This is a genomic window from Falsiroseomonas frigidaquae (genome assembly GCF_012163145.1).
GTDB classification, from domain to species: Bacteria; Pseudomonadota; Alphaproteobacteria; order Acetobacterales; family Acetobacteraceae; genus Falsiroseomonas; species Falsiroseomonas frigidaquae.
In genome coordinates, this window is record NZ_JAAVTX010000006.1 from 91,680 (window position 1) to 103,800 (window position 12,121).

Below are 12,121 nucleotides of genomic sequence, written 5' to 3' on the forward strand. Positions count from 1 at the left end.
CTGCGGCCCGGTCACACCCGGCCTAGTCGCGCGATCCGACAGGATTCACCTCGCGGCCCAGCGTCAGCCGGCTTTCACGTACGGCCCCGGCAGCGCCCTCGGTGGCCTGGGCCGGCGGCGCAGCGCCCGCACCGGCGGCGGTGGCATCGAACAGCATGATCGGCGCGCCCGGCATCACGGTGCTGATGGCGTGCTTGTACACAAGCTGCGTGTGCCCATCGCGGCGGAGCAGGACGGAGAAGTTGTCGAACCAGGTGATGATGCCCTGCAGCTTCACGCCGTTCACCAGGAAGATCGTCACCGGAGTCTTGGATTTTCGAACATGGTTCAGGAACACGTCCTGCACGTTCTGGGATTTCTCGGCGGCCATGGGGAGGAGATCCTTCTTCTTCTTGGCCGTTGATCGGCCGGATGCAGGCGGCGCGCCGGGTGACAGGTGGCATTGGACCACCATCAGCCACCAGGCGACGTCATCCGGCCCATGGCGTGAACCAGCGGCGCGGACGCCGCCAACATCACTCGGCGACCCCTGCCCTGGCAAGGTGTTGCAACCCTGCCGCGAGCGCATGGCCGTCATCGAAAACCAGATCCGGCCGGGCTGCCGCGACGCCTCCATCATGCAGCGCCGGACCCAGCAGCACCGCGGTGCAGCCGGCGGCGCGGGCGGCATCCATGTCCAGCACCGTGTCGCCGATGTACCAGACCGCCGGGCCCGGCTGCACGCCGCAGGCAGCCAGCGCCATGAGAATGGGCGCGGCGCTGGGCTTGTCGGCGCTGGCATCGCCGGCGCCGACCAGCGTGGCGAAATGACCGGCCCAGCCGAGATGCGCCGCTTCCGCCCGCAACAGCGGCCCCTGCTTGTTGGAGACGACGCCCTGCGGCCCGAGCGCACCCGCCGCCAGGATCGCCGATTCGGCCCCCGGCATCGGGTTCAACACATCCAGGTGACAGGACCGCACGGCGCCGTAGAAGATGTCCCGCGCCCTTTCCCATTCCGCGCCGAACATGCCTGGGAAGGTATCCCGCAGCGATCCGCGGACATTGGCCAGCACCGTCTCCCGATTCCATGCCGGCATGGCAAATTCGGCGAAGGTCGCGTTCAGCCCATGCTGGATGGCGGCCCAGCCATCCACCAGCGTGTTGTCCCAGTCCCAGAGGATGCAGGCGGGCGGGGTCATGCCGCGTTCTTCACATCGCCCTTCACATGGCGGGCGAAGATGTCGAACAGCCGCCGCACCACCGGCCCGACCTTGCCATCGCCGACAGGCTGGCCATCGATCTTCGTGATGGGCTTCACGAAGGAGGTGGCGGAGGTGATGAACGCCTCGCGCGCCCGCCGCATCTCCTCCAGCGAGAATTCCCGCTCGTCATATTCGATGCCCAGCGTGCGGAGTTCCGCCATCAGGGCGGCGCGGGTGCAGCCGGGCAGGATGACGTGGTCGAGGAAGCGGGTGCGGATGGCGCCGTTCTCATCCACGATCCAGAAGGTGGTCGCGGCCCCTTCGGTGACCATGCCGGTCGCCTCGTCGTACAGGATCGCCTCGATGGCGCCCTGCTCCCGCGCCTTCTGCCGGGCGAGGCAATTGGGCAGCAGGTTGACCGACTTGATGTCACGCCGCGCCCAGCGCAGATCCGGCAGGGTGATGCAGGCGGCCTGCCACTTGTCGACATCGGTGGGGTAGGCCGGCACGCGGCGGATGGTGACGACCAGCGCCGGCGGCACCGGCTTCGCCGGGAAGGCATGGTCGCGGCGGGAGACGCCGCGCGTCACCTGCATGTAGAGCAGCCCCTCCCGCACCCGGTTCCGCTGCGCCACTTCCCGCAGCACCATCGACAGCGCGGCACGGGACATCGGCATGGGAAGCTGGATCTCGCCGAGGGAGCGTTCCAGCCGGGCCAGGTGCAGGCCCTCATCCACGTAGCGGCCGTCATGCAGGTGCACGACCTCATAGATGCCGTCGCCGAACTGGTAGCCACGATCCTCGATGTTCACCGAGGCTTCCGACTGCGGCAGGTAGCGACCGTTCACATAGGCAATCTTGGACATCTTTGCTTTCCTCAGACGCCGGCGCAGCCTCCGGCCGCTTGGCTTTCGCGGCAGTGGCCGCGGCGGCCGTTCGGCCGCTCAGCCTGGGCGAAGTGGCCCAGGCTGCAGGTTGCGATGATCTTCGTCTCGTGGCCGGTCTGGCTAGCCCCCTGCCGCGGCGGCCGGCGTGCGATCATCCGCATGCACGTTCAGGAACTTCAGCTTCCGGTGCAATGCGCTGCGCTCCATCCCCACGAAGGCCGCCGTGCGGCTGATGTTGCCGCCGAAGCGCAGAAGCTGCGCCTCCAGATATTGCCGCTCGAACAATTCCCGCGCCTCGCGCAGCGGCAGCGTCATGATCTCCGAGGACCGGTCCAGCTTCAGCACGGCAGGGGCGGAGGCGCCGACCTGCGGCGGCAGCATGTCCGGGCGGATCGGCTCCCGCGCATCGCCCGGGGCCATGATCAGCAGCCAGTCGATCAGGTTGCGCAATTCGCGGACATTGCCCGGCCATTCATAGGCCTGCATCGCCGCCAGCGAATCCTCGGACAATTCGCGCGGCGCCATGCCGGAGGTTTCGCCCGAGCGCTTCATGAAATGCCGGGCCAGCGCCGGAATATCCTCCCGCCTTTCCCGCAGCGGCGGGATCCTCAACGGCACCACGGCCAGGCGGTAATACAGATCCTCCCGGAACCGTCCGCCGGCGATCTCGGCCTGCAGGTCGCGGTTCGTCGTCGCGATGACGCGAACATCCACCGTCACCCGCTGCGCCCCGCCGATACGGACGAAACCCTGTTCCTGCAGGGCGCGCACGATCTTGCCCTGGGTCTCCAGCGGCATGTCCGCCACCTCGTCCAGCAGCAGCGTGCCGCCATGGGCGCGTTCCAGCACGCCGGCCCGGCGCGGCTGTGCGGAGGGGTCGAGCCCGGCCTCGACGCCGAACAGCTCCTCCTCGAAACGGGACGGCGCCAGGGTCGCGCAGTTCAGCGCGACGAAGGGGCCATCGGCGCGGCGGGACCGGCTGTGCAGCATGCGCGCCGTCACCTCCTTGCCCGCGCCCGCCGGCCCGCTGATCAGCACGCGGGACCCGGTCGGCGCCACCCGGTCGATCGCCTGGCGAAGCTGCGTCACCGGGGCCGAAACCCCCACCAGCTCCGCCTCCGCCCCCGCCCGCAGCCGCAGCTCGCTATTCTCCCGCTGCAGGCGGGAGGCTTCGAGCGCGCGGGCGATGACCAGCAGCAGCCGGTCGGATTTGAACGGCTTCTCGATGAAGTCGTAGGCGCCGTTCTGGATTGCCTGCACGGCGGTCTCGATGGTGCCGTGGCCGGAGATCATCACGCAGGGAACCCGCGGCTCCTCGCCATGCAGCGCCGCCAGGATGCCCAACCCATCCAGCCGCGAATTCTGCAGCCAGATGTCGAGCACCACCAGCGACGGCCGCCGCGCCTTGAAGGCGGCGATCGCCTGGTCGGAATTCGCCGCCTGGCGCGTCTCATAGCCCTCATCCGACAGGATGCCCTCGATGAGGGCCCGGATGTCCGGCTCATCGTCGACGATCAGGATTTCATGCGCCATGGTCAGCCTGCCCCATCGCCGCGCCCAGTGATGCCCATGGGGTGGTGCCCCATGATCGGCGTTTCATCTGCCGCTCTTATCTGATGCGGGCCCGAGTCCCTGCCATCCCTCGGCGCTACCAGCGGAAGAATCAGCAGGGCGCGCGCGCCGGGCCCGTCGGGCCGGTCCATCAGGTCCAGGCGCCCGCCATGGTCCTCCATGATCTTCTTGACAATGGCAAGGCCAAGGCCGGTGCCTTTGGCCTTGTGTGTCACATAAGGTTCCGTGAGCCGCGCCCGTTCCTCGCCATCCGGCAGGCCGACGCCGTCATCCTCCACCACCACCGCGAAACCTTCCGCCACGGGCTCGACCCGCAGGCCGATATGCCCCTTCTCGCCGGGCTCGCGCGGCACGGCGGCGACGGCATCGGCGGCGTTCTGCAGCAGGTTGGTCAATGCCTGGCCGATCAGCCGGCGATCCATCGGCAGCAGCGGCAGTTCCGCGGGGATCTTCGTCTCGTAGTGGATCTCGGGATGCGCGCCCTGCTGCAGCACCAGCGCCTCCCGCACCACCTGGTCGAGCCGGTCCGGCCTGATGACGGGCTGCGGCATGCGGGCAAAGGCCGAGAATTCATCGACCATCCGGCCGATATCGCCCACCTGCCGCACGATCGTGTCGGTCAGCGTGCGGAAGGTCTCGGGGTCGCTGGCGATTTCCTTCAGGTATTTCCGTTTCAGCCGCTCGGCGGACAGCATGATGGGCGTCAGGGGGTTCTTGATCTCATGTGCGATGCGCCGGGCCACATCGGCCCAGGCGGCCTTGCGCTGGGCGGATTGCAACTCGGTTATGTCGTCGAAGGTGAGCACGAAGCCGGCGACGCGGCCGGGCTGGCCCTCGCTGCCGATGCGCGCGATCAGCATGCGGCGGTTGGCGGGCGGGCCGATCGGGATTTCGGCCGTGCGCACGCGCTCCGGCTGGTCCCGCGCCTCAGCCACCAGGGCGGCGAATTCCGGGGCGATTCCGGCCAGTGGCAGGCCGATGGCCGCATCCAGATCCACGCCGAGCAGCTCACTGGCGGTGCGATTCGGCAGGTTGATGCGGCCTTCCGCATCCAGCCCCACCACGCCGGCGGAAACGCCGGATAAAACGGTTTCGGTAAAGCGCCGGCGCTCATCGATCTGCCGGTAGGCTTCCATCAGCTCGCCCCGCTGCGCCGACAACTGGCTGGTCATGCGGTTGAAGGCGCGCGACAGGCTGGCGAGTTCGTCGTCCTGCGTGCCTTCCTCCACCCGTGTGCCCAGATCGCCGGCCCGCACCCGTTCTGCGGCGGTGATCAGGCGGGAGATCGGGCGGGCCATCTGGTTGGCAAAGACCAGCCCCACCAGCACGGCGGCCAGCAGCACCAGCAGGGCGGCGCAGGCGAAGATCAGCGCGAAGGTGATCTGCAGGCTGCCGCGGTTGCGGTCCAGCTGGTCATATTCCTGGAAGGCCAGCTCTGTGGTCCGCATATGGTCCAGCACGCTGCCATCCAGCGGCCGGCCGATCAGCAGCAGCAGGCCTGGCGGGATGTCGAGGCTGGTCACGGCGCGCACCCGCGCATCCGATTCGCCCGGCACCACAGCCACTTCCCCCTGCCGGACCTGTTCCAGCGCCCAGCCGGGCGGCGGCTCGATCATCGCGCCGGGGGTGAAGCCGGCGGCGGCCATGACGCGACCCAGCGTCGGCTCGAACACCACCGCCTCCGTCAGGCCGCGGATCGAGGTCTGGGTGGCCAGCAGTCGCTCGAAGGCCGGCATGTTGTCCGGCAGGAAGACCTGGGCGGCGCGGTTGAGGTCGGCGGCCATCGCCAGGGCATCGACCCGGATCTCGTCCCGGTGCTGGTCCATCCAGGCGCGGGACGCCACCAGCGAGGCTTCCAGCGTCGATCGCACCCGGTCGCTGAACCAGGCCTGGATGCCGAGATTGAAGAACACGGCGGCGAAGGCGGCGACGATCAGCGCCGGCACCACGGCGACGCCACCGAACAGCATCACCAGCCGCACATGCAGCCGGGCGCCCGCGCTGCCCCGCCGCCGTTCCGCCCAGACCCGCACGAGGCGGGAGGCGAGCGAGGCGGCCAGCAGCAGCAGCACGCCGGCATTGCACAGCACCACGGCGACGATCTGCCCCGGGCTGGTCGGCCCGAAGGGGCTGCCGCCGGCCAGCAGCACGAAGGTGGCGATGCCCAGCAGAACGGCCGTCATCGCCAGGCCAAGCGTCGTGGCCCGGCCGAAGAAGATGTCGCCGATACGCCGCCAGCCCACTGCCATCATGCCCGTTCGGATACGAGGCGCCGCTTATAGCGTGCTCCGCGGCAAAAGGTCAGGGCAGGCCCCGCACCACCGGCAGGTCCAGCTCCCGCAGCTTCTTGCGCAGGGTGTTGCGGTTCAGGCCGAGCATGGCGGCGGCCTTGATCTGGTTGCCGCGGGTGGCGGAAAGCGCCAGGCGCAGCAGGGGCCGCTCCACCTCCGCCAGCACCCGGTCATAAAGGTCGCGAATCGGCATGCCGTCTTTATGCGCGGACATGAAGCCGGCCAGATGCCGCTCCACCGCCTGTTCAAGCGTCTCCGGCGCGCGCGGGCCTTCCTCCGGTGGGGCGGCGGCCTCGGCCAGTTCGGCGCCCACGGCATCGGCGCCGATGATCTCCTGCGGGTACAGCGCCGCCATGCGGCGCATCAGGTTCTCAAGCTCCCGCGCATTGCCCGGCCAGGCATGCTGCTTCAGCCGTTCCATCGCCCCCTGGTCGAGCTGCTTATGCGGTAGGCCGGCGGCGCGGGCGCGTTCCAGGAAGTGGCGCGCCAGCAGGGGAATATCCTCCAGCCGCTCCCGCAGCGGCGGCAGGCGGATCGGCACGACATTGAGGCGGTAGAACAGATCTTCCCGGAACATGCCGCCGCGGATCGATTGCCGCAGGTCGCGATGCGTCGCCGCGACGATGCGGACATTGGCCTTGATCGGCTGGCGGCCGCCGACGGTGGTGAACTCACCCTCCTGCAGTACGCGCAGCAGCCGGGTCTGCGCCTCGGAGGGCATGTCGCCGATCTCGTCCAGGAACAGCGTGCCGCCGGCCGCCTGTTCGAAGCGGCCGACGCCGCGGTTCAGTGCGCCGGTGAAGGCGCCGCGCTCATGGCCGAACAGCTCCGATTCGATCAGCTCGCGCGGGATGGCGGCCATGTTGATGGCGACGAAGGGGCCGCTGCGGCGGCGGCCGTAATCGTGCAGCGCGCGGGCCACCAGCTCCTTGCCCGTACCGGATTCGCCCGTGATCATCACCGTCAGGTCGGTGGTCGTGAGGCGGGCGACGGTCCGGTAGATTTCCTGCATGGCGGCGGAGCGGCCGACCAGCGGCAGGCGCTCCTCCGGCTCCTCGGCCTCGGCCGTGGCAGGCTGTGAAGGGGCTGCCAGCGCACGCCCGACGACCGCCAGAAGTTCCTTCAGATCGAAGGGCTTCGGCAGGTAGTCGAAGGCGCCACGTTGGGTTGCCTTCAGCGCGGTGGAGAAGGTGGACTGCGCCGACATCACCACCACGCGGAGGTCCGGCCGCACCCGGCGGATGCGCGGCACCAGGTCCAGCCCGTTCTCATCCGGCATGATCACGTCGGTGATCACCAGGTCGCCTTCCCCATCCTCCACCCAGCGCCACAGGGTGGCGGCGGAAGATGTTGCGCGGACATGGTAGCCGGACCGGCCAAGCGCCTGGGAAAGCACGGTTCGGATCGCCCGGTCGTCATCCGCGATCAGGATGGTGCGGGTGGTGGCGGAGACCGCGGCAGCGTCACTCATGCGGCAACTCCGGATCGGCGGGGATTGGGCGGGGGGACCGGCAGGGACAGGCGGAAGGATGTGCGGCCGGGGCGCGTATCGCATTCGATCAGCGCGCCCTGGTCGGCGACCAGCTTGGCGACGAGCGCGAGGCCGAGCCCCTGCCCGCCCCGCTTGGTGGTGACGAAGGGCTCGAACAGCGTGGCACGAACCTGGTCCGGGATGCCCGGGCCATTGTCCCGCACCACCACCTGCAGCGGCAGGTCCACCCTTTCCCGGCTGCCCGGCACTGCGATGCGGACGCCATGATGGTAGCCAGTGCCGAGCCAGATCTCGCCATCACGGGAATCAACGGCTTCGGCCGCGTTCTTCACTAGGTTCAGCAGGATCTGGATCAGCAAATCGCGGTTGCCCCAGACCGGCGGCAGGGACGGATCATATTCCTGGTGGATCTTCAGATGCGCGGCAAAGCCGGACAGCGCGATGCGGCGGACATGGTCCAGCACCTCATGGATATTGACCTCGGCCTGCTCCACCGGGCGTTCGGAGAACATGTCCATCCGCTCCACCAGGTTGCGGATGCGGTCCACCTCGTCCTGGATCAGCTGGCACAGCTCCCGGTCGCCCTCGCTGGCGCCCTGTTCCAGAAGCTGCGCGGCGCCGCGAATGCCGGAGAGCGGGTTCTTCACTTCATGGGCAAGCATCGCCGCCATGGCGGAGGCACTGCGCGCGGCGCCGCGGAAATTCAGCTGTCGGTCCAGCATCTGCGCCGTGGAGCCATCCTGCAGCGTCAGCACTACCCCGCCCGGCATCTCCGGCAGCGGCGCGCCATGCGCGGCGACGCCCAGCCGCCGCAGCCGCGGGCTCTCCAGCGCCAGGTCATGGTCGGAAACCGGCGCATCATGCAGGCGCACCTGCGCCAGCATGGCGAACAGCCGGTGGTCGCCCGGCAGCAGGTCGCGCAGCGAATAGCTGCGGAGCGAGGCTGCGGAATGCTGGAAGAACAGCTCCGCCGCCGGATTGGCGAAGCGGAAGCGATCCTCCGCATCCAGCACCACCGCGGCGATCGGCAGCGCGCCCAGCACGGCGACCGAATCCGGCAGGCCGACCGGCGGCACCGGCACCGGCGGCACCGGCAGGCGCAGCGCGCGGGCGGCGCGGCTCAGGGCGGTGGACCTCATGCGGCCAGCCGCTCCTCGGTGCCGCGCTCGATCAGGGGCAAGTAGAAGCGGTCGATCAGCGCCAGCACGGCTTCCACCGAATCCGTGCGGTTGACCTCAGACCGGAACTCAGCCGAGCCATGCAGGCCCTTGGAATACCAGGAAATATGCTTACGAGCCAGGCGCATGCCCGGGTCGCGGCCATGGTGATCCAGCATGGCGTGGTAATGCGCCAGCAGCGTCTGGTACTGGGTCGGCAGGTCCGGGTCCGGCGGCAGGATGCCGGTGGCCAGGTAATCCGCCACCTGCTTCGGCAGCCAGGGCCGGCCATAGCAGCCGCGGCCGATCATCACCCCATCCGCGCCGGATTGCCGCAGCGCCTCGGCGGCATCCTGCGGGGTGAGGATGTCGCCATTGACGATGACGGGAATTTCCACCGCCGCCTTCACCTGCGCCACGAAGGCCCAGTCGGCGGTGCCGTTGTAGAACATCTGCCGGGTGCGGCCATGCACGGTGACCATGCGGATGCCGCACTCCTGGGCGATGCGGGCCAGCTTCGGTGCGTTCAGGGACTGGTGATCCCAGCCCATCCGCATCTTCAGCGTGACCGGCACCGTCACCGCCTTCACCACGGCTTCCAGGATGCGCGCCGCGCCGATCTCGTCGCGCATCAGCGCGGAGCCGGCGGATTGGCCCAGCGCCACCTTCTTCACCGGGCAGCCGAAATTGATGTCCACGATGCTGGCGCCATGCTGCACCACCAGCTTCGCCGCCTCCGCCATCACCGCCGGGTCGCAGCCGGCGAGCTGGGTGGAGGAGCCGGCGCCATCGACCTCGACCATCTTCAGCGTGGTCCGGTTCTCCCGCACCATGGCGTTGGAGGCGATCATCTCGCTGACCACCAGGCCGGTGCCCTGGGCGCGGGCAAGCCGGCGGAAGGGCAGGTCCGTCACGCCGGACATCGGCGCGAGGATCACCGGTGTCTGGATCACCGCGCCGCCGAGATCGATCGGGCGCAGCCGGTTCGGCCCGCCATGCGGGTCGGTGGGATGGGTGGTGATGCTCATGATTTGGGCAAGATAAGGGGCTGCTCGCCTTTCGGCAATGCGAAGCATGGGGTGTGACGGGCCGCTGCCACTTATTCCGGCAATGGCCGGCGCCCCTGGGCCGAAGCCGTGCCCTCCGCTAGTTTCGCGGCATGCAATGCATCGCCCTTCTGATGGCGGCCGGCAGCGGCAGCCGCTTTGGCGCCGACCGGCCCAAGCAGTTTCTCACCCTGGCCGGTAAGCCGGTGCTACGCCATGCGGCGGAGGCACTGCTGCGGGAGGGTGGGGTGGATGCCATCCTGCCGGTCTGCGCCGCCGATTCGCAGGCGCTGGTGGCCGGGATGCTGGAAGGCCTGCCCTGCCTGCCCCCGATCCCCGGCGGCGCCACGCGCCAGGCGAGTGTGCGCGCCGGGCTGGAGGCGCTGGCGGCCAACCCCCCCGCCCTGGTCCTGGTGCACGACGCGGCCCGCCCTGTGGTGCCGCCCGGCACCGTGGCCGCTCTGCGCGCCGCGCTCGCGGCGCATCCCGGCGCCATCCCGGCCCAGCCGGTGACGGATACGCTGAAGCGTGGCGCCGGGGGGCTGATCGAGGCCACGGTGCCGCGCGCCGGCCTGTTCCGCGCCCAGACCCCGCAGGCCTTCCGCTTTGCCGACCTCCTCGCCGCGCATCGTGCCGCGACGGCGGAGGCGACCGACGACGCACAGCTTCTGGAAGCCGCCGGGATGGCGGTGGCGCTGATCCCTGGGCATGAGGCGAACATCAAGATCACCTGGCCGGAAGACCTGGCCCGCATGGAGGCCACCCTGTCCCCGCATCTGATCCCGCGCGTCGGCACCGGCTTCGACGTGCATCGCCTGGTGGAAGGCCGCCCGATGGTGCTGTGCGGCATCACCATCCCAGGTCCGATGGGGCTGGACGGCCATTCGGATGCCGATGTCGGCCTGCACGCGCTGTGCGATGCGATCTATGGCGCGCTGGCGGAAGGCGATATCGGCCGCTGGTTCCCGCCCAGCGAGGCGCAGTGGAAGGATGCCGACAGCGCCCGCTTCCTGCGCCACGCCGCCGGCCGCATCGCCGCCCGCGGCGGGGTGCTGGCCAATGCGGATGTGACCCTGATCTGCGAGCGCCCGAAGATCACGCCCCACGCCACCGCCATGCGCGAGAGGCTGGCGGCGCTGCTGGAGGTGCCGGTGGACCGCATCTCCGTGAAGGCCACCACCACGGAGCGCCTGGGCTTTCCGGGCCGCGGCGAGGGCATTGCCGCCCAGGCTGCGGTCTGCCTGCTGGTGCCGGGCTGAGCGGCTAGCCCACCCGCTCCAGGATCGAGCAGTAATTTGCCACCGCCGCGCCGCCCATGTTGAACACGCCGGCGCGGTCCGCCTTTGGCAATTGCATCTCGCCGGCCGTGCCGGTGAGCTGCATGGCCGCCAGCACATGCATCGAAACGCCGGTGGCACCAATGGGGTGGCCCTTGGATTTCAGCCCGCCGGAGGGATTCACCGGCAGGCGGCCATCCTTGGCCGTCCAGCCCTCCAGCGCCGCGCGCGCGCCCTGCCCTTCCGGCACCAGGCCCATCGCCTCGTATTCGATGAGCTCGGCCACGGTGAAGCAGTCATGCGTCTCGACGAAGCTGAGATCGGACAGCGCCAGACCCGCGCGGTCCAGCGCCTGGCCCCAGGCGGCGCGCGCACCCTCGAAGCGGATCACGTCGCGCTGCGCGATCGGCATGATGTCCGTTGCCTGCGCCGCGGCGCGGAAGCGCACCGCCTTGCCCATGCTGCGCGCGGTTTCCTCATCCGTCAGGATCAGCGCGGCGGCGCCGTCGGAGACCAGGGAGCAGTCGGTGCGCTTCAGCGGCGGCGCGACGAAGGGATTTCTTTCAGATTCAGCGCGGCAGAAGGCGAAGCCGAGATCCTTGCGCATCTGGGCATAGGGGTTGGCGACGCCGTTCTTGTGGTTCTTCGCCGCGATGGCGGCCAGCGCGTCGGATTGGTCGCCATGGCGCTGGAAGTAGCTTTCGGCGATGCGGCCGAAGACGCCGGCGAAGCCTGCGGGGATGTCGCCCTCATCCTTCCGGTAGCTGGCGCCCAGCAGGATGTCGCCGATCTGCGGGCCGGGGGTCGCCGTCATTTTCTCCGCCCCCACCACCAGGGCGAAGCGGCCGCGTTTCGCCGCCAGGAAATCCAGCGCGCCATGGATCGCGGCGCTGCCGGTGGCGCAGGCGTTCTCGTAGCGCGTGGTGGGCTTGAAGCGCAGCTCCGGGATGGTCTGCAGCAGCAGGGAGGCGAAGAAATCCTGCTTCGAGAAGCCGCCATTGAAGACGCCGACGAAGGCGCCATCCACCTCCGCCGCGCCGATGCCTGCATCCTCGATCGCCGCGCGGGCGACGCGGCCGAACAGGCTCTCGATATCCGGGTCATCGAGCTTGCCGAAGGGCGTATGCGCCCAGCCGACGATGCAGGCGGTCATGGCGGGATCCTCCGGTTGTCAGGTTGGCCGGTTATAGGCGGCCGAATGGCCGCCGCGGCCAGCGC

10 protein-coding genes are annotated in these 12,121 nt (G+C 69.5%); 1 reads left to right on the forward strand and 9 read right to left on the reverse strand.

The genetic code is table 11. The features are described from left to right. Nucleotides 1-22: 22 nt before the first annotated feature. The 8 genes from hfq to dusB form a co-directional block, all read right to left on the reverse strand. Complete coding sequence (hfq, locus tag HB662_RS30090; protein ID WP_168053074.1) at nucleotides 23-370, reverse strand: RNA chaperone Hfq; 348 nt, start codon at nucleotides 368-370, stop codon at nucleotides 23-25. Between the two features lie 145 nt (nucleotides 371-515). Further along, nucleotides 516-1,178 carry an HAD family hydrolase gene (locus HB662_RS20030; protein WP_168052064.1) on the reverse strand — a complete coding sequence of 221 codons (663 nt, stop codon included), beginning with the start codon at nucleotides 1,176-1,178 and terminating at the stop codon, nucleotides 516-518. After that, nucleotides 1,175-2,047: a D-amino-acid transaminase gene (locus HB662_RS20035; protein ID WP_168052066.1), complete on the reverse strand. Its 873-nt coding sequence runs from the start codon at nucleotides 2,045-2,047 to the stop codon at nucleotides 1,175-1,177. The genes HB662_RS20030 and HB662_RS20035 overlap by 4 nt, the downstream gene beginning before the upstream one ends. A 141-nt stretch (nucleotides 2,048-2,188) precedes the next feature. Further along, nucleotides 2,189-3,601, reverse strand: coding sequence for a nitrogen assimilation response regulator NtrX (gene ntrX / locus HB662_RS20040; RefSeq protein ID WP_168052068.1), 1,413 nt, complete (start codon nucleotides 3,599-3,601; stop codon nucleotides 2,189-2,191). A 2-nt stretch (nucleotides 3,602-3,603) separates the two neighbouring features. Beyond that, entirely contained in the window at nucleotides 3,604-5,892 is a 2,289-nt protein-coding gene (locus HB662_RS20045; protein WP_168052070.1) for a sensor histidine kinase NtrY-like, read from the reverse strand. A gap of 49 nt (nucleotides 5,893-5,941) precedes the next feature. Further along, nucleotides 5,942-7,402 carry a nitrogen regulation protein NR(I) gene (ntrC, locus tag HB662_RS20050; protein ID WP_168052072.1) on the reverse strand — a complete coding sequence of 487 codons (1,461 nt, stop codon included), beginning with the start codon at nucleotides 7,400-7,402 and terminating at the stop codon, nucleotides 5,942-5,944. After that, nucleotides 7,399-8,562, reverse strand: coding sequence for a two-component system sensor histidine kinase NtrB (locus tag HB662_RS20055; RefSeq protein WP_168052074.1), 1,164 nt, complete (start codon nucleotides 8,560-8,562; stop codon nucleotides 7,399-7,401). The genes ntrC and HB662_RS20055 overlap by 4 nt, the downstream gene beginning before the upstream one ends. After that, nucleotides 8,559-9,608 carry a tRNA dihydrouridine synthase DusB gene (gene dusB, locus HB662_RS20060; RefSeq protein WP_168052076.1) on the reverse strand — a complete coding sequence of 350 codons (1,050 nt, stop codon included), beginning with the start codon at nucleotides 9,606-9,608 and terminating at the stop codon, nucleotides 8,559-8,561. Before dusB ends, HB662_RS20055 begins: the two co-directional genes overlap by 4 nt. A gap of 131 nt (nucleotides 9,609-9,739) precedes the next feature. On the opposite strand from dusB, the gene HB662_RS20065 reads away from it, so the two are divergent. Continuing rightward, nucleotides 9,740-10,885: a bifunctional 2-C-methyl-D-erythritol 4-phosphate cytidylyltransferase/2-C-methyl-D-erythritol 2,4-cyclodiphosphate synthase gene (locus HB662_RS20065; RefSeq protein WP_168052078.1), complete on the forward strand. Its 1,146-nt coding sequence runs from the start codon at nucleotides 9,740-9,742 to the stop codon at nucleotides 10,883-10,885. Between the two features lie 4 nt (nucleotides 10,886-10,889). Here HB662_RS20065 and HB662_RS20070 read toward each other — a convergent pair whose 3' ends face one another. Further along, nucleotides 10,890-12,056: an acetyl-CoA acetyltransferase gene (locus tag HB662_RS20070; RefSeq protein ID WP_168052080.1), complete on the reverse strand. Its 1,167-nt coding sequence runs from the start codon at nucleotides 12,054-12,056 to the stop codon at nucleotides 10,890-10,892. Between the last annotated feature and the right edge of the window lie 65 nt (nucleotides 12,057-12,121).

Coding starts and splice junctions, on each gene's coding strand:
- hfq (WP_168053074.1), bottom strand. CDS start 370: ATGGCCGCCGAGAAATCCCAGAACGTGCAGGACGTGTTCCTGAACCAT.
- HB662_RS20030 (WP_168052064.1), bottom strand. CDS start 1,178: ATGACCCCGCCCGCCTGCATCCTCTGGGACTGGGACAACACGCTGGTG.
- HB662_RS20035 (WP_168052066.1), bottom strand. CDS start 2,047: ATGTCCAAGATTGCCTATGTGAACGGTCGCTACCTGCCGCAGTCGGAA.
- ntrX (WP_168052068.1), bottom strand. CDS start 3,601: ATGGCGCATGAAATCCTGATCGTCGACGATGAGCCGGACATCCGGGCC.
- HB662_RS20045 (WP_168052070.1), bottom strand. CDS start 5,892: ATGATGGCAGTGGGCTGGCGGCGTATCGGCGACATCTTCTTCGGCCGG.
- ntrC (WP_168052072.1), bottom strand. CDS start 7,402: ATGAGTGACGCTGCCGCGGTCTCCGCCACCACCCGCACCATCCTGATC.
- HB662_RS20055 (WP_168052074.1), bottom strand. CDS start 8,562: ATGAGGTCCACCGCCCTGAGCCGCGCCGCCCGCGCGCTGCGCCTGCCG.
- dusB (WP_168052076.1), bottom strand. CDS start 9,608: ATGAGCATCACCACCCATCCCACCGACCCGCATGGCGGGCCGAACCGG.
- HB662_RS20065 (WP_168052078.1), top strand. CDS start 9,740: ATGCAATGCATCGCCCTTCTGATGGCGGCCGGCAGCGGCAGCCGCTTT.
- HB662_RS20070 (WP_168052080.1), bottom strand. CDS start 12,056: ATGACCGCCTGCATCGTCGGCTGGGCGCATACGCCCTTCGGCAAGCTC.